At 56.0% G+C, this 16,673-nt stretch carries 16 protein-coding genes and 2 pseudogenes; 11 read left to right on the top strand and 7 right to left on the bottom strand.

The window, feature by feature from the left end; all coding sequences use genetic code 11:
- Together INT20_RS15825 and INT20_RS15820 are read left to right on the top strand one after the other, a co-directional pair.
- Positions 1–186 (top strand): annotated as a pseudogene (locus INT20_RS15825) (IS256 family transposase); the annotation flags it as partial.
- Positions 187–207: 21 nt separating this feature from the next.
- Positions 208–1,026: a LysR substrate-binding domain-containing protein gene (locus INT20_RS15820; RefSeq protein WP_226912212.1), complete on the top strand. Its 819-nt coding sequence runs from the start codon at positions 208–210 to the stop codon at positions 1,024–1,026.
- 121 nt (positions 1,027–1,147) lie between these two features.
- Here the strand turns inward: INT20_RS15820 and trmB are convergent, their stop codons facing one another.
- From trmB to thiS, 3 genes are all read right to left on the bottom strand, one after another.
- Positions 1,148–1,891, bottom strand: coding sequence for a tRNA (guanosine(46)-N7)-methyltransferase TrmB (gene trmB, locus INT20_RS15815; RefSeq protein ID WP_172116864.1), 744 nt, complete (start codon positions 1,889–1,891; stop codon positions 1,148–1,150).
- Between the two features lie 8 nt (positions 1,892–1,899).
- Positions 1,900–2,691, bottom strand: a complete 792-nt coding sequence (locus tag INT20_RS15810; RefSeq protein WP_087110513.1) for a thiazole synthase — start codon at positions 2,689–2,691, stop codon at positions 1,900–1,902.
- A 65-nt stretch (positions 2,692–2,756) separates the two neighbouring features.
- A complete protein-coding gene (thiS, locus tag INT20_RS15805) occupies positions 2,757–2,957 on the bottom strand; it encodes a sulfur carrier protein ThiS (RefSeq protein ID WP_193054032.1) in 201 nt (66 codons plus the stop codon).
- Between the two features lie 161 nt (positions 2,958–3,118).
- On the opposite strand from thiS, the gene INT20_RS15800 reads away from it, so the two are divergent.
- Complete coding sequence (locus tag INT20_RS15800; RefSeq protein WP_193054031.1) at positions 3,119–3,496, top strand: DUF423 domain-containing protein; 378 nt, start codon at positions 3,119–3,121, stop codon at positions 3,494–3,496.
- Between the two features lie 22 nt (positions 3,497–3,518).
- On the opposite strand, the gene INT20_RS15795 is transcribed toward INT20_RS15800, so the two are convergent.
- A complete protein-coding gene (locus INT20_RS15795; RefSeq protein WP_193057263.1) occupies positions 3,519–4,568 on the bottom strand; it encodes a LacI family DNA-binding transcriptional regulator in 1,050 nt (349 codons plus the stop codon).
- Positions 4,569–4,945: 377 nt separating this feature from the next.
- Between INT20_RS15795 and INT20_RS15790 the strand changes: the two genes are divergently transcribed.
- From INT20_RS15790 to INT20_RS15770, 5 genes are all read left to right on the top strand, one after another.
- On the top strand, positions 4,946–6,001 hold the full coding sequence (locus tag INT20_RS15790) for a sugar phosphate isomerase/epimerase family protein (RefSeq protein WP_193057265.1): 1,056 nt from the start codon (positions 4,946–4,948) through the stop codon (positions 5,999–6,001).
- 22 nt (positions 6,002–6,023) lie between these two features.
- A complete protein-coding gene (locus INT20_RS15785; RefSeq protein WP_192526897.1) occupies positions 6,024–7,202 on the top strand; it encodes a Gfo/Idh/MocA family protein in 1,179 nt (392 codons plus the stop codon).
- Positions 7,199–8,740, top strand: a complete 1,542-nt coding sequence (locus tag INT20_RS15780; RefSeq protein WP_192526898.1) for a sugar ABC transporter ATP-binding protein — start codon at positions 7,199–7,201, stop codon at positions 8,738–8,740. Before INT20_RS15785 ends, INT20_RS15780 begins: the two co-directional genes overlap by 4 nt.
- A complete protein-coding gene (locus INT20_RS15775; protein WP_192526899.1) occupies positions 8,724–9,716 on the top strand; it encodes an ABC transporter permease in 993 nt (330 codons plus the stop codon). Before INT20_RS15780 ends, INT20_RS15775 begins: the two co-directional genes overlap by 17 nt.
- A 121-nt stretch (positions 9,717–9,837) precedes the next feature.
- Positions 9,838–10,806 carry a substrate-binding domain-containing protein gene (locus tag INT20_RS15770; RefSeq protein WP_192526900.1) on the top strand — a complete coding sequence of 323 codons (969 nt, stop codon included), beginning with the start codon at positions 9,838–9,840 and terminating at the stop codon, positions 10,804–10,806.
- Positions 10,807–10,916: 110 nt separating this feature from the next.
- Here INT20_RS15770 and INT20_RS15765 read toward each other — a convergent pair whose 3' ends face one another.
- Both INT20_RS15765 and INT20_RS15760 read right to left on the bottom strand, forming a co-directional pair.
- Positions 10,917–11,330, bottom strand: a complete 414-nt coding sequence (locus tag INT20_RS15765) for a PaaI family thioesterase (protein ID WP_193057262.1) — start codon at positions 11,328–11,330, stop codon at positions 10,917–10,919.
- A gap of 67 nt (positions 11,331–11,397) precedes the next feature.
- Positions 11,398–13,572 (bottom strand): malate synthase G, encoded by a 2,175-nt coding sequence (locus INT20_RS15760; protein WP_193054026.1) that lies wholly within the window; start codon positions 13,570–13,572, stop codon positions 11,398–11,400.
- A 182-nt stretch (positions 13,573–13,754) separates the two neighbouring features.
- Here INT20_RS15760 and INT20_RS15755 point away from each other — a divergent pair, with 182 nt between their 5' ends.
- The 3 genes from INT20_RS15755 (at position 13,755) to INT20_RS15745 (ending at position 16,273) form a co-directional block, all read left to right on the top strand.
- On the top strand, positions 13,755–14,753 hold the full coding sequence (locus INT20_RS15755; RefSeq protein WP_193057261.1) for an alpha/beta hydrolase: 999 nt from the start codon (positions 13,755–13,757) through the stop codon (positions 14,751–14,753).
- A 23-nt stretch (positions 14,754–14,776) separates the two neighbouring features.
- A complete protein-coding gene (locus INT20_RS15750) occupies positions 14,777–15,355 on the top strand; it encodes an NADPH-dependent FMN reductase (RefSeq protein ID WP_192526903.1) in 579 nt (192 codons plus the stop codon).
- 87 nt (positions 15,356–15,442) lie between these two features.
- Positions 15,443–16,273, top strand: a complete 831-nt coding sequence (locus INT20_RS15745; RefSeq protein WP_192526904.1) for a sulfurtransferase — start codon at positions 15,443–15,445, stop codon at positions 16,271–16,273.
- Between the two features lie 24 nt (positions 16,274–16,297).
- Here the strand turns inward: INT20_RS15745 and INT20_RS15740 are convergent.
- Positions 16,298–16,654 (bottom strand): annotated as a pseudogene (locus INT20_RS15740) (magnesium chelatase subunit ChlI family protein); the annotation flags it as partial.
- Positions 16,655–16,673 lie beyond the last annotated feature (19 nt).

Below are 16,673 nucleotides of genomic sequence, written 5' to 3'. Positions count from 1 at the left end.
CAGTTCCGAAAACTCACCAAGACCAAGGGTGGGTTTGCCAACGAAAATAGCCTGTTGAAACTGCTGTATGCGGGTATTCTCAAGGCCTCTGAACGCTGGACTCACCCTGTGCAAAATTGGAACCTGACGCTGTCGCAAATGGCGATACATTTCCCAAAACGCCTGGACGGTCATATCGACCTATAATGACCAAACTGACACAAAGTTTTGAACACCCTCTTGGGTTTTGCATTATTTAAACGAACGCGTAATCAGCTTTCACCCACATCCGAAGCATTTTTATACCACGCCTCTGTCTTAAGGCTTATGGCGAGTATTCGAGATACTCAGAAAGATGCGGATGCAATTTCCAACAATCAGCTGGGCAGTATTGTCGTCGCTGCTCAACCCATTTTTTGCGATACCTTTTTACTCGACGTTATTAAGCGCTTTAAACAAAAACACCCTAATGTAGGCGTGCGATTGATTGATGCAGGTTTACAAGAGTTGCTTAAAATGATCGACAACAATACCTGCGACGTAGCATTGGGAATTACGCTTGAAGCGGATACCTACGGCGCAAAGGTCACAAGTCTGGCGCGCTGTTCTGCGCGCTGCATCATGCACCGCACCCATCCACTCGCGGAGCAGGACGTTATATCGCTGTCTAGTTTGCAGAATCAGGCATTTGTTGAGCTGATGGCAGATAGCCCTCTGCGTGCCCGTGTGGATTACATGATGCAAACAGTGAATATCAAAAGACATATGGCGGCTGAAATGCGCCATATGCGAGGGGTGTGTGCATTGGTTGACCGAGGACTTGGCGTCGCCGTCATTGATCCTGTTGCAGAACTACTGCTGCCGGGAACAGCCGTCGTGTCAAAGGCGATGGAACCCACCATCGAATGGGAAATTGCCTTGCTTAAATCTAAACACAAGCCGTTAAGCAACGTAGCCGAATCCTTCTGCGAAGAAATATACGCCGAAATCGATAGCTTGCATAAAATGGAAATATTAACGTCCCTTAATGTAAAAAGGGAAACATAAAGCAGTAAAGGGAAATATAGGGCAAAGAGAAGCCACTGGCGGGGCACCTGCCGACGTTTTATGGGAAGCATCACTTGCCCAATGTTACGCCTGGCAGGCGAAGGTGGCCGAAAGCAGTAACTTACGCCTCGCGCCGATAAATCAGATCCCACACGCCGTGGCCCAACTTCTCGCCACGGGCTTCAAACTTGGTCAGTGGGCGGAAGGCGGGGCGGGGTACATAGGGCGCCGTGTCGGCATCGGCTGTGTTGGCGTAGCCGGGAGCGGCTTCCATTACCTCGGCCATCCATTCGGCATACGCTTCCCAGTCGGTCGCCATGTGGAAGGTGCCGCCGGGTTTTAAGCGTGTACGAATCAGTTCGACAAACGCGGGCTGCACAATGCGCCGCTTGTGGTGCTTTTTCTTCGGCCAAGGGTCGGGGAAAAACAGCTGCACGGTGTCGATTGAGCCTTCCGGCAGGCACTTCTCCAGTACGGCCAGCGCGTCTTCCTTGTAGATGCGCAGGTTGGTCAGGCCGCGCTTGTCCACTTCATCCAGCAGCTTGCCGACGCCCGGCGAATGTACTTCGATACCGATAAAGTCGGTGTCCGGGTGGGTTTCGGCCTGCTCGATCAACGAATTACCCATGCCAAAACCGATTTCAACCACGCGGGGGGCTTCCCGGCCAAATAGTGCGGTCAGGTCCTGCAGGCCGTCGTCAATCGTTAGGCCAAAGCGTGGCCATACGTCTTCAAGGCCCCGGTTCTGGGCTTGAGTCATGCGCCCAGCACGGATTACATAGCTTTTAATACCGCGACGATGCAGCGGCGCTTCAGCGCTTTCTGGCCCGGTTGAGGACTCGTCGGTACTTTTAATATCAGTCATAAGATCTCTTAACCGTTAATGCGGCCAGCAAAAGGTGATGAAGGGTCTGCCGTTTGGCGGCGCGGCATGCGCCCGGCCAGGAAAGCATCGCGCCCGGCTTCTACGGCGCTCTTCATAGCGCGCGCCATGCGCAGCGGTTCACGAGCGTGGGCAATGGCGGTATTCAACAGCACGCCATCACAACCCAGTTCCATGGCCATGGCCGCGTCGGACGCCGTGCCGATACCGGCATCCACCAGCACCGGTACGCTGCTTTGTTCCACAATCAGGCGCACGTTGTGTGGGTTCTGAATGCCGTGGCCTGAACCAATCAGCGAGCCCAGCGGCATGATGGCGCAGCAACCCATGGCTTCAAGCTCACGTGCCACAATGGGGTCGTCGCTGGTGTACACCATGACGTCAAAGCCATCGGCCAACAGCGTTTCGGCAGCCTTTAACGTTTCGACGACATTGGGGTAAAGCGTGGTCTCATCGCCCAGTACTTCCAGTTTGACCAACTTGTGGCCATCCAGCAGTTCGCGGGCCAGGCGACAAGTGCGCACGGCGTCTTTGGCGGTGTAGCAGCCTGCCGTGTTGGGCAGCAGGGTATAGCGCGACGGCGAAATCACGTCGAGCAGGTTGGGTCCGGCTTCCTGGCCTAGGTTGGTACGGCGTACGGCAAAGGTCACAATCTCGGCGCCGCTTTCGGCAATCGCCGCACCGGTCTCGTCGAAGTCTTTATATTTGCCGGTGCCGACCAGCAGGCGAGAACTAAAATTACGTCCGGCGATAGTAAACGGCGCATCGTTTTGAAGTGTCATAGCGAATCCTGGATAAAGCGCAAGAAATAGGGCGTAGCCAGTGGAAGAATCATGAGAGCTGCGGGCTAGCCACCGCCAATGGCGTGCACCACTTCAACCTGGTCATCCTCGGCCAAGGGAGTGATCGCTAGCTGGCTGCGTGGCACAATCTCTTCGTTGATCTCTACCGCGACCCGCCGACCCGTAAGCGCCAATTGATCGATTAGATCCGCAGCCGTCAGGCCCGCTTCCAGCGCGTAAGGCTCGCCATTGAGTTGAATTTGCATAAGGGCGTCTCGTCTATCGAGGCATGGGGTCTATAAGAGTTAGGGCTAACCCTAGCGAAATACCAAAAAGTGCCTCTATTGTAGCGGTTTCCTGCGGCGCAAGGTATGCCGAGTCGTACGCGTGCTTACACAGGCGCGCTAACACCTTGAAAGGAGCAATAATGCAACGTAGCGAACGAATCATTTGGTGCCTGGTAGCGCTCTCTGGAGCTATCACGGTCATGGTGGGCGCGTATGCTGCTCATGGTCTGGCCGCGCGAGTATCGGCGGAGTTGGTGCACGCGGCCGAAACCGGCGTGCGCTACCAGGCCTGGCACACACTGGCGATAATGGCGGTACTGGTCGGTCAGCGTGTGTTCGGTTTCAAGGGCTGGCAGTGGCCAGTTGCGCTGTGGGGCTTGGGAATCGTGGGCTTCTCCGGCTCGCTTTATGCCATGGCGATGGCCGGTTTGAATGCAGGCATCGTGACGCCTATTGGTGGCGTTTTACTGATTGCCGGGTGGCTGATGCTGGCGGTAGCGGTGATCAGAAGCCCTTAATCAAGAAGCCCCGGTAGACTTTTTACGGCTGACCTTTAAGCCGCCCAGTGCTTTTACGCACGATCAAGTGACTACTTAGCGTCTGATGCCGAATGGGCTGCTCGCCGCGCAAAAGGTGGAGCAGCAACTGCATGGCCTGCTGGCCGATTTCATTGCGCGGCTGGCTAATGGTCGTCAGTTCCGGGTCGCAGTATTCACTCAGGCCGATATTATCGAAGCCGACAACCGACAGCTGGTCGGGCACGCTAATACCCAACTGGCGGGCGGCTTTCAGCACACCAACCGCCATCTCGTCACTATGACAAAAAATTGCGGTGGGTCGGGGCGTTTTCCCCTCCAGCAGGGCTAGCCCCTGCTGATACCCGGAGCGAAAGCCAAAGTTACCCTCTGCAATACGCGCTTCATTGCTCAATTGATGGGCCGCGAGCGTATCGCGGTAGCCGCGGTTTCTCTCCTCGCAAATAGGGTTGTTCGCCGGGCCGGAAAGCGTGGCAATACGTCGGTGGCCGAGCGACACCAGGTAATCAATCGCCTGACAGCTGGCTTGATGGTTGTCGATAGCAATTAACGGCAGGTCGATATCGCTAAAAAATTCACACGCCATGACCAACGGAAAGTCCGCTTGATTATCCGCTTGCTTGACCAGCGCTTTGGGAATCTCGGAGGTCAACAGCACAATACCATCGGCCTGGTTGGTGGAAAGCAGCCGAAAGTAGGCCTCAGCACGCGCAGGGTCGTGTTCGCAGTCGCCAATCAGTATCTGATAACCCGCCTGATGGGCAACATCCTCCATGCCGCTAATAATCTCGGAGAAGAACGGATTCGAAATATCCGGCAAGAGCGCCACGATGGTTTTGGACTCCGCGCGGCGCAAGTTGCGTGCGGCAATGTTGGGCGAATAGCCCACCTGAGCAATTGCCTGATTCACCCGCTTGCGAGTGGCATCGCTGACTTTTTCAGGCGTTGCCAGGGCGCGTGATACGGTCGCTGTCGAACAGCCCGCCGCTTTCGCCACGTCTTTAATCGTCGGCACGCTATGCGGCTGTTTGCTCGTTACCTGGGTGTTAAGCATTGAACGATGGTCCTGAAAAAACGCGCCTGAAAGTGGGCGGTTAAAGACAGTGTTGGCGCACTACTAACTAGAATGTAAATGTTTACATCCAAATTCTAGCAGTGTTAACCACAATATATAAACGCATCCTTACTATTAGCGCGTTAATTATGCGGCTATTTATTCCCTCTTTTTATTTATTCTTTAGTCTAAAATATAAGCGCTTACCGAGAGGTTTAAGATTTAAAGCCCTTTTACAGCAGTGCGTTATCCATTTTATATCCCCCTTTTTGACGCGCTTGACCGATGTGCGTTGCTCTGCTGAAATGTAATCCATTACATTGTGTCTTTCAGCACTGATTGCTGACGCCAAAACAACAAAACAAATGAGGTCGATGATGAAGACCCTTAAAGGGCCCGCGCTCTTTCTAGCCCAGTACATTGGTGACGAGCCGCCTTTCGATAGCCTGGAAAATATTGCTCGCTGGGCATCGGAGCTGGGCTTTAAAGCGCTGCAAATGCCCACGCTGGATAAGCGGTTTTTTGATCTTGAACGAGCGGCAGAAAGCCAGGTGTATTGCCAGGAAGTCCAAGCGCTTCTAGCGCAATATGACTTGGAAATTTGCGAGCTTTCGACGCATTTGCAGGGCCAATTGGTGGCCGTGCATCCGGTTTATGACAGCCTGTTTGATGGCTTCGCCCCGCCTGAACTGCACGGCGACCCGGTCGCGCGCCAAGCCTGGGCTGTCGAACAGCTAAAGCTTGCTGCCCAGGCCAGCGCCAATCTGGGTTTGAAGGCCCATGCCACGTTCTCCGGCTCGCTGCTTTGGCCGTTTCTTTACCCGTGGCCGCAGCGCCCCGCAGGGCTGGTTGAAGAGGGTTTTGCCGAGCTTGCCAAACGCTGGCGCCCTATTCTGGATGCCTTCGATGCGGCGGGTGTGGACTTATGTTTTGAGATACATCCCGGTGAAGACCTGCACGATGGCGCGACCTTTGAGCGTTTTCTAGCCGCAGTGGACCATCACCCGCGCTGCTGCATGCTGTATGACCCTTCGCACTTAGTGCTCCAGCAGCTTGATCACCTTGCCTTTCTTGACCGCTATCACCCCTATATCCACATGTTTCATGTCAAGGATGCCGAGTTTCATCCTACCGCCCAGCAGGGCGTTTACGGCGGCTACACTTCTTGGGTCGAGCGGGCAGGCCGCTTTCGCTCCTTGGGCGACGGGCAGGTGGATTTCAAAGCGGTGTTCTCGAAACTGGCCCAGTACGATTTTGATGGCTGGGCAGTCATCGAGTGGGAGTGCGCGCTCAAACATCCTGAGCAGGGCGCGGCGGAAGGCGTCACGTTCGTGAACGAGCACATCATTCAGGTGACCGACCGCGCGTTTGATGATTTTGCCGATACCGGAACGGATCGCCAGGCCAACCGCACGCTGCTGGGCCTCGGTTAAATTAACGCTCAGGGATTACTTCATGACAATAATCAATAACACGCCGCGCAGACTTCGCCTCGCCATGATAGGCGGCGGCCAGGGGGCTTTTATCGGCGGTGTGCACCGTATGGCGGCGCGCCTGGACGACCGTTTTGAGCTGGTAGCCGGGGCTTTTTCATCCCAGGCCGAGCGCAACCTGGCGACCGCCAGCGAGTTAGGTATTGATGAGCAGCGTTGCTATACCGACTACGCCGCGCTGTTGGCAGGCGAAGCCGCTCGTGAAGATGGTGCGCAGGTCGTGGCGATTGTGACGCCTAACCACCTGCATTACCCGGCGGCGCTGGCAAGCCTGGAAGCGGGCTTTCACGTGGTGTGTGAAAAACCCATGACGTTCAGCGTTGAGGAAGCCGAACAGCTGGCGCAAGCGGCTGAGAAAAGCGCTCGCCACTTTGTATTAATGCACAACTATGCGGGTTATCCACTGGTTCAGCATGCCCGTGAACTGATTGCCGAAGGCGTGCTGGGGCAGCTTCGCCATGTACAGGTCGAGTATATTCAGGAGTGGTTAAGCGAACCCCCGGAAGCTGATAACCGCCAGGCTGCCTGGCGGCTAGACCCTGCTCAGGCAGGGGCGGCGGGCTGCTTGGGTGATATTGGCGTGCACGCGTTTCAGTTGGCCCAGTTTATAAGCGGCCAGCGCGTCAGTGAGGTCAGCGCTGAGCTGGTGACCGCCGTGCCGGGGCGGGCGTTGGACGATAACGTTCAGGCGCTGCTGCGCTTCAATGGCGGTGCGCGAGGCATGCTGTGGGCAAGCCAGACGGCCGCTGGTTATGAGAACGCGCTAACCATTCGCATCATCGGTGAGAAAGCCAGCCTGCAATGGGCTCAGGAGCAGCCCAACGAGCTGTGGCTGAAACCGCTTAATGGGCCAAGCCAGCGCTTAACGCGGCGCGATGACTGGCTAAGCGCGAATATCGCTCAAGGCGTGCGTGTGCCGGGCGGGCATCCGGAAGGCTACATTGAAGCCTTTGCCAACCTGTATCAGGCGCTGGCCGATGGGTACACATCAGGCGAGTACCCATCCTGGTTGCCCGGCATTGAAGACGGTGTGGATGGCATGCGCTTTATTGCCGCCGCGATTACCTCACACGAGGCGGAGGGTAGCTGGACGCCGCTGCATCTGAGTAAAGCGTCAGGCGCTTCTGGGGGCGCCCCATGAGTGAGCCTATTTTAAAGCTTGAAGGGATCGGTAAAGCCTTCGGCCCCGTTCAAGTACTGAATGATATTTCCCTTTCCGTTATGCCGGGCGAAGTGCTGGGTATTCTGGGGGAAAATGGCGCCGGAAAATCCACTCTGTTAAAGATCATCAGCGGTATTTACACGCCAACGGTGGGTGCGATTCACCTGAATGGCCAGATATTCAGCGCATTGGATCCGATTACGGCGCGTTCTCACGGCGTGGCGATGATCCCCCAAGAATTCAATTTAATCCCCACGCTGCGTGTTTACGAAAATGTCTTTCTCGGCCAGGAAGTACGCCGTCATGGTTTTCTTGACCACGCAGGCATGCGTAAACGCACCCAGCAACTGCTCAGCTCGCTAGAAGTGGACCTGGACCCTGAACTTCCCATCGAGCGGCTAAGCGTTGCCCAAAAGCAGATGGTAGAAGTGGCCAGGGTGCTGGTTAACGACGCGCGACTGCTGATTCTGGATGAGCCCACCACGGTGCTGACCGACCGCGAAGTCGCAGTGCTGTTTAACGTGGTGCGCGCGCTGGTCGCCAAGGGCGTCACGATTCTGTTTATTTCTCACAAGCTAAAAGAGGTCAAAGACCTCTGTGACCGGCTGCTGATTTTACGGGACGGCCAACAAGTAGAACTGTGCGAGACCGCGGCGCTTAATGAAGAGGACATGGCGCGCAAAATGGTTGGGCGTGAGCTGTCACAAATTTACCCTGAGAAGCTTGCGCAACGTGCTGACAATACGCCGCCCGCGCTGCGTGTGCAGGGTTTAAGCCTTAAAGGCAAGCTCAAGGACATCAACCTTGAAGTACGCCGTGGCGAAGTGTTGGGACTTGCCGGGTTAGTAGGTGCGGGGCGCACCGAAATTGCTGAAACCATCATGGGGCTGCACCGTAAAGAGCAGGGCGAGATATTTATCGATGGCGAGCTTGTTGATCTTCGGTCACCCAGCGAAGCCCACGCCCACGGCTTGGCGTATCTGTCGGAAGACCGCCAGGGTAAGGGGCTGATTCTCTCGTTTAACGTCATGCAGAACATTACCGCCCTTAGCCTGAAACGCTATGTGCGCGGGTTTATCAAACATCGCGCTGAACGGCGTCAAGCTGAACATTACCAGCAGCGCTTGGCCATCAAGGCATCCAACCTCGCGGCGCCGGTGAGCCTGTTGAGCGGTGGTAACCAGCAGAAGGTTTACTTCTCGAAGCTGCTTGATATTGAGCCCGATATCCTGATGCTCGATGAGCCCACCCGCGGCATCGACATCAGCGCCAAACAGCAGATTTACCGGTTGATTCGCGACCTTACCGAACAAAATAAAGCTGTTGTCGTGATCTCCTCTGAGCTTGAAGAGGTCATTGGTATTGCGGATCGGGTGTTAGTGATTCGCGAGGGGCAAATAGCCGTTGAGCTTAACGGTGACGAGATCAATGAAGAACAAATAATGCTGTATGCCGCTGGCGCACGGCAGCACGCCAACCGTGAACAAGTGGGGAATCAAGATGGCTCAACCGCCTAATACCAAGACAATGGGGAGCGTTGCACGCCAAGGCCTGCGCAGGCTGCCCCTTAACGCGACGATTCTGGCCCCGCTGGTGGCGCTGATTTTGCTGTTCGTGGTGTCGTCCATCGCCAGCGAATATTTTCTTAATACGCGCAATATTTCCAACGTAATGCGCCAGGTCTCCTATACCGGCATTATCGCTATCGGCATGACCTTTGTGATTATCGCCGGCGGGATCGATCTGTCGGTGGGGTCGATGGTGGCGCTGGTGGGCGTGGTTATCCTGTATATCGTCAATAGCATTAGTGACCCCATTCAGGCGGTGCTTCTCGGCCTGTTGGCCGCTATCGCTGCGGGCGGGTTGTTAGGGCTATTCAACGGCCTGTTAGTCACCCGAGGGCGCATAGCGGCCTTTGTGGTAACGCTTGCCAGTATGTCGATTTTTCGTTCGCTGGCGCTCTACTTCACCGATGCAGCAGTGGTTTCTACCCCCAATCCGCACTTCTCAAGCGTGGGCGGCGGCTTTTTGCTGGGCATTCCGGTTCCGGTGATCGTGTTCTTTGGTTTGGCGATCATCGCTCATGTGTTGCTGTTTCATACCCCTTACGGGCGGCATGTGTGCGCGGTGGGCGCTAATCCTCAGGTAGCACGCTATTCGGGCATCCGGGTTGAGCGCATTGTGCTCTCCACCTTTGTGATTGCGGGCATTTGCGTGGGGCTTTCGGCCATCATGCTGACCTCGCGGCTCAACTCGGTAAGCCCGAGTGATGCGGGCTACTTTTATGAGTTGGATGCTATTGCCGCCGTTGTCATAGGAGGCACGGCGCTTTCCGGTGGGCGCGGCTCGATATGGGGCACGGTCATCGGCGCGCTGATTCTAGGCATTATCAACAATATGCTTAACCTGACCGGCGTTTCCCCTTATTTGCAGGGGCTGGTCAAGGGCGGCGTCATTTTGCTGGCGGTACTGCTGCAGTACAAGCGTGCCTGACTTGTAAAAGCGGACGTTAAAAACGGTCTTTTCGGTCGCTATGCCCAAACAGGGCCGACGATCACACTGGGCGGGGTTGGCTCGCCCATCCACGATGTACGTTAGAAAGGGAGCAATAACAATGACACTATCACGCCTTTTCAAGACTGCCGCGCTGGCAACGGCCATAGCGAGTACGTCCAGCCTGGCGCTGGCCGATGACTACCATATTGGCGTCACCGTGCCGTCCGCTGACCATGGCTGGACCGCAGGCCTTTTATGGTGGGCACAGCAAGCCGCCAACGACCTAAGTGAGGAGTATCCGGATGTCAGTTTTACGGTACTTTCCGCCAACTCCGGCACGGCCCAGGTCTCTAACGTGGAAGATTTGATGATCCGCAACCTGGATGCGCTGGTCATTCTTCCCCACGACCCGGCAACGCTTCAGGCGGTTATTTCTGAAGCCTACGATGAAGGCATCTATACCGTTGTGGTGGACCGCGAGCTTGAAACGCCTGCGCAAAACGTCTTTATTGCGGGCGATAACCCAGGCTTAGGCGAGCACGCCGCGCGTTATATCGCTGAAGAGTTGGGCGGCGAGGGCAATATTCTGGTGCTGGAAGGCCCGCCCATCCCCATCAACAGCCAGCGTGTCGATGCCTTTAACCGGGTGATGGAAAACTACCCCAACATCAATATCCTGGCCTCTCAAACGACCAACTGGAACCCACAGCAGGCGCTTAGCGTAACGGAAGACCTGCTGGGCAGTAACCCGGAAGTAGATGCCATTTGGGCGGGTGACGATGACGTATTGATCTCGGCGCTTCAGGCGGTTGATGAAAACAACCGCGACGATATCCAACTGATTGTGGGCGGTGGCGGTTCTCAGCGCGTGATTGAAATGATCCGTGACGAGCACCCGATGGTTAAAGGCACCGTTACCTATCCGCCGAACATGATTGCCTCTGCCATGGCGCTAGCGGTACACGGCGTGAAAGGCGAGCATCTGGGCGATATGTACCACGGCGTACCTTCACGGCTCATCCTTAACGCTGACCTGATCACCCTCGACAATGTAGAAGAGTACTACGAGCCAGAAGCCGCTTACTAAGCGTTCTAGCCGCCAAAACGCCCCGGGCCCTGGCTTCTTGATAGCCAGGGCCCGGGGCGTTTTTTTGCAAGCTATTCTCTACGATCGCTGCTTACCCCGTTTGTCGGCTGCTACGTAGCGGGCAAGGCATAGCTTGCGGTGACGTGCACAACTGGGCGGCGTTCATCGGCTGCGGAGAATATCTGCACTTCACCCACCGCTAAACGGCGGCCCAGCTTGATCAGTTTAGCGTGGGCGATAATGTCGTGTTCGCCTGAAGCTGCGCGCAGGAAGTGACAGTTTAAGTCGCTGGTCACCGCCATGGGTTCAGGGCCGATTTGAGCAAGGATCGCCACATACAGCGCCACATCGGCAAAGCCCATCATCGTAGGGCCGCTTACTCGGGGGCCGGGGCGCAGGTGTTCATAACCTACCTTTAAGCGCATCGTGGCACACATCTCGCCTACGCTTTCAACTCTGCCCATTCGCTGGGGAAACACCTCATCCAGAAAGTGCTCGATCTGTTCGACAGTCATGATGGTCATTGTTGTTGTCCTTCATAAAAAAGCCCCAAGGCATATGCCTTAGGGCTAGTTGTACCATAAAACGAATTTACTTCGCTTTATGCACCTGGCGCCACTCGTGAAGGAGCGGCTCGGTGTAGCCCGACGGCTGTACGCGGCCTTTGAAAATTAAATCCGATGCTGCCTTGAACGCGGTGGAGTCCTCAAAGTGACTGCTCATCGCGGTGTAAGTGGGGTCGCCTGCGTTTTGCTCATCGACCACTTTCGCCATGCGTTTGAGGGTTTCCTCTACGCGCGGCGCATCGACAATGCCGTGATGCAGCCAGTTGGCAATATGCTGGCTGGAAATACGCAGCGTGGCGCGGTCTTCCATCAGGCCTACATCGTGAATATCCGGCACTTTGGAGCAGCCCACGCCGTGCTCTACCCAGCGTACCACGTAACCCAGAATGCCTTGGCAGTTGTTATCCAGCTCTTGCTGAATCTCGTCATCTGACCAGTTAGGGTTTTCCGCCACTGGGACGCTGAGTAAGTCGTCCAGGAAGTCGGGCTCGCCCAGCGCTTCAAGCTCGCGCTGAACGTCGGTGACATTTACCTGATGATAGTGCAACGCATGTAGGGTAGCGGCCGTGGGTGAAGGTACCCAAGCGGTGTTGGCACCGGCTTTTGGATGGCCGATTTTCTGTTCCAGCATGTTGTGCATTAAATCGGGCATAGCCCACATGCCTTTACCGATCTGGGCGCGACCGCGTAGACCGCAAGCAAGGCCTACTTGTACGTTGCTCTTCTCGTAGGCGGTAATCCACGCGGCGGATTTCATGTCGCCCTTGCGGACCATGGGGCCTGCTTCCATGGCGGTGTGCATCTCATCGCCGGTGCGGTCCAGGAAGCCGGTGTTGATGAACGCCACGCGTGAAGAGGCCTCGGCAATACACGCCTTGAGGTTGACCGTGGTGCGGCGCTCTTCGTCCATGATGCCCATCTTTAGGGTGTCGCGGCTCATGCCAAGGATATCTTCTACGCGGCCAAACAGTTCGTTGGCAAATGCAGCCTCGGCAGGACCGTGCATCTTCGGCTTGACGATATACACCGATCCGGTGCGCGAGTTACGCGGCTGGTCGGCATCTTTTTTAAGATCGTGCAGGGCCAGCAGCGAGGTAACCACGGCATCGAGAATACCTTCCGGCAACTCGTTGCCCTCCTCATCCAGAATCGCGGGCGTGGTCATCAAATGGCCCACATTACGCACAAACATCAGCGAACGGCCGGGTAGGGTCACCTTGCCGCCTTCGGTGGTGTTCCAGGTGCGGTCAGCGTGCAGCTTACGGGCGAAGGTTTTACCGCCCTTGTCGATGTTCTCTTCCAGATCGCCCTTCATCAGGCCGAGCCAGTTGCTATAAACGCCTACCTTGTCTTCGGCATCCACGGCAGCCACGGAGTCTTCGCAGTCCATAATGGTGGTGAGCGCGGCTTCAACGACGACGTCTTTTACGCCCGCCGGGTCAGTTTTGCCAATGGCGTGACTGGCATCGATCTGGATTTCCAGGTGCAGGCCATTATTGGCTAGCAGAATCGTCTCAGGAGCGGACGTTTCACCGGTAAAGCCAATCAGCTTGCCGGAATCTTTTAGGCCTGTTTCCCGGCCGCCTTCCAGCGTAACGACCAAATGACCGTCACGAATCGCGTATTTAACTGCGTCGCGGTGGGAACCGGTGGCCAAGGGCGCCGCACGGTCCAGAACGCCTCGCGCATAGGCAATGACTTTAGCGCCGCGCTTGGGGTTAAAGCGTGTGCCTTTTTCCGCGCCGTCTTCCTCGGAAATAGCGTCGGTGCCGTAGAGCGCGTCATAAAGACTGCCCCAGCGCGCATTCGCCGCATTCAGGGCATAGCGGGCGTTACTTACCGGCACCACCAACTGTGGACCTGCCTGTATGGCAACTTCGCGGTCGACATTGGCGGTGGTCGCTTTTACGTTGGAAGGCAGGTCGGCCAGGTAGCCGATCTCTTTCAAAAACGCCCGGTAGGCTGGCATGTCGCTAACGGGGCCGGGGTTCTCACGATGCCATGCATCAATTTTTTCTTGCAGCGCATCACGCTCTGCTAGCAATTGTTTATTTTTTGGGGTCAGATCATGGAACAGGGCATCGACACCGGCCCAGAAGGCGCTTTCATCAACGCCCGTGCCAGGTAGTGCCTGCTCGTTAATAAAGCGGTCCAGCTCGGTGGCCACCTGCAAACGGTGGCGCGTGATACGCTCGCTCATGGGGTTTCTCCTGTGAAGGTGCCCGTGGGTGGTGAATGGCCACGGCCAGAGTAAAATAAGCGCAAAATACATTTATGGAAAATACTTCCACAACTGTGCAGGCATGTAAACAGCGTAGACGTTAAAGCGGCACAATGCTCGACCAAATGATAAGAAAACAGGGCGCTCATAGAGAGGTTTGGATGCAGGATTTCCAACAGATGGAAAGTTTGTTTCGGCAAACGGCAGGCGAATCAGTCTTTTCCCGATTAGTGCCGGGTGAAGCGCTGTGGGACGTCGTGAAGGGCTATTTTCTGCATTATGGTCTGGAAGCACTCTTTGAAAGCACCGATGAGGTACATGCAGGTTTTATCGATACTGGCCGCTTTGCCTTGTGGTGCCAGGTGTGGAGCCCACCCAATCCATCAGGAACAGCCTTTGTGGTGCACGGCTACTTTGACCATTTAGGCCTTTATCGTCACCTGTTAACGCACCTGTTGGCCAAGGGCTGGCGGGTAGTGCTATGGGACCTGCCGGGTCATGGGCTTTCGAGTGGCCCGCGCGCAGAGATTGAAGATTTTGACGACTATCAGCACTGCCTCACCTACATGCAAAACACCCTGATCACGCTAGGCATAGCTCCCAGGCCGTGGTTGGGTGTTGGGCAGAGTACCGGGGGGGCGATTCTTGCAACCGACGCACTCACCCGGCGCGAAGAGGCCGGTTGGGATGGCCTGGTGCTGCTCGCGCCGTTGGTACGCCCTTGGCGGTGGACTCAGGCGAGTTGGATGCACCTTATCGCTAGCCCGTTCTTGAAGGATATTCCGCGTAAATTTCGGCCCAACTCAACCGACGAAGCGTTTACCGAATTTCTGCGTGATCACGACCCACTGCAGCCCGAGCGCTTAAGTGTGGCGTGGGTAAGTGCCATGCGGCGCTGGATGCCACGCCTGCTCGCGCTTGAGCCTGTCGACGTGCCAACATTGATTTTGCAGGGTGAGCAGGATTTAACGGTTGATTGGCAGTGGAACCTGACCGTTTTAGCACAAAAATTTACCGCCGCCGAGATTCACTACCATCCGGAAGCACGCCACCATTTAGTTAACGAAGCAGCGCCGATCCGCGAGGCCTTGTTTAGCGCTATCAACATATTTATTGACCAGATGCCTGACGGGCCGCACGCGCCTGCCGACCCTCAATAGCCTGTCATTAAGGAGCCCATCGAATGAGCGTAGTACCCAAGGTATTAGTATTTGCTGGAAGCAGTCGTCAGGATTCACTTAACAAACAGCTGGCGCGGCTGGCGGCCAAGCGTATTGAGGCGCTGGGCGGCGTCGCCACGTTTGTGGATTTGAAAGACTACCCGTGCCCCCTGTTTGATGAGGACATTGAAACCCAAGGCGTTCCGGAGAACGTGCTTAAACTGCGCGAGTTGCTGGCTGATCACCAGGCACTGATTATCGCCTCGCCGGAATACAACGGCTTTATCACCCCACTTTTGAAGAACACGCTGGACTGGCTATCACGCCCTTATGAAGACACGCCGGGCCTGGCACTTTACTCAGGCAAATGGGCCGCGCTGGTCTCGGCCTCGCCTGGTGGGTTAGGTGGCATTCGCGCGATGCCGCTGGCCCAACAGCTGCTCGCCAATCTGGGCTTGATCGTACTGCCCCAACCCATGTCGCTCTCCAAAGCGCACACGGCTTTTGATGAAACGGGTACGTTTATTGAAGAAGCTAATAGCAAAAAACTGGATGCGCTCTGCCAGCGGCTGGTGGATATTCTGGCGCGTGTGAAGGATTAGGTTTTTTTAGCTACGTTATTTTAAATAAGCCTTTTCAACCAGGCACCCTTCAATAGCCTACCCAACTGTCTCAAGGGAGTTTTACGCATGTCAGATATTCTGATGAGTGCCAATGACCTGTTGGACCGCCTGGCGAGTGATGTTCCACCCACGGTGCTGGATGCGTCGCTGCCCAATAGCCCCGTTGCGGCTCATGTGCCGGAAGATGATCGAAAAATACCCGGTTCACTTGAGTTTGATATCGAGAAGGTCTTTTCCGACCGGGAGGCGGTATTTCCGCATACGCTGCCCTCGAAAGAGGCACTGGAAGCGGCGTGCCAAGGCCTCGGCTTGACCCCTGATGATGAGATAGTGATTTATGATAATCGGGGTGTTTACTCCTCCCCGCGTGCCTATTGGTTGCTCACTCAAGCGGGCTTCAAGCATGTAAAGCTGCTGGATGGTGGCTTGCCTCACTGGCTCTCGCTGTCGCTGCCGGTGCAGCACGGTTATTCCGTGCCAGCGCCGCTGTCCTCCCGCCCTGTGCTAAAGGCCAACGAAAGCGTGGTCAGTGTGGACGAGGTCTACGACAATATTCCGCAGCAGCGCTTTAAGCTGGTGGATGCCCGAAGTGCCGAGCGCTTTTCAGGGGCCGGCCCCGAGCCCCGTCCGGAATTTCCCAGTGGGCATATCCCGTCCTCTTTTAATCTGCCGTTTACCGAGCTCTTGGATAACGGATACTTCAAGAGCCGGGAAGAGATTTCAGAGCTCATGCGCAGCAAAGAGCTTTACCCTTCGGACCACCTGACCTTCAGCTGTGGCTCCGGCATCACCGCCTGCATTGTGTGGGTAGCCGCGGAGTTGGCCGGGTACGAGCACCTTTCGCTGTTCGATGGTTCATGGACGGCGTGGGTGATGAGCGGCCGCCACGAGGGTTGATGGCAGGCCTTTTTTCATACGCTTTCAACTTTTTCTTAACAGCCTGTCCAACTGTCGATAGCCAATGGCTTCAATTAAATGCGGCTGGGCAGGTTTGGGTTTGCCTTCCAGATCCGCCAGCGTCAGCGCCACGCGCAGCACGCGGTGGTAGACGCGGGCGGAGAGTTTGAGCTTTTCCAGAATGCTGGCAAGCCAGGCGCGTTCCTCGTCGTTCAAGTCGCAGGCGGCTTCCAGGGCTTTACCGCTTAACTGGCTATTGAGTGCGCCGCGTACCATTTGGCGCTCTCTTGCGGCCATCACTCGCTCGCGCACGGCTTCCGATGATTTACCCTGAGTTTGGGCGATGAGTTGTTCGGGCGTTAGAGCGGGGACTTCGACCCTGTATTAATATAGCCGAGAA

Origin of the sequence: Halomonas citrativorans (assembly GCF_014898005.1) — a bacterium.
Taxonomy (GTDB): domain Bacteria; phylum Pseudomonadota; class Gammaproteobacteria; order Pseudomonadales; family Halomonadaceae; genus Vreelandella; species Vreelandella citrativorans.
Note: the sequence above shows the minus strand (reverse complement) of the source record. Positions and strands in the feature narration are given on the sequence as shown.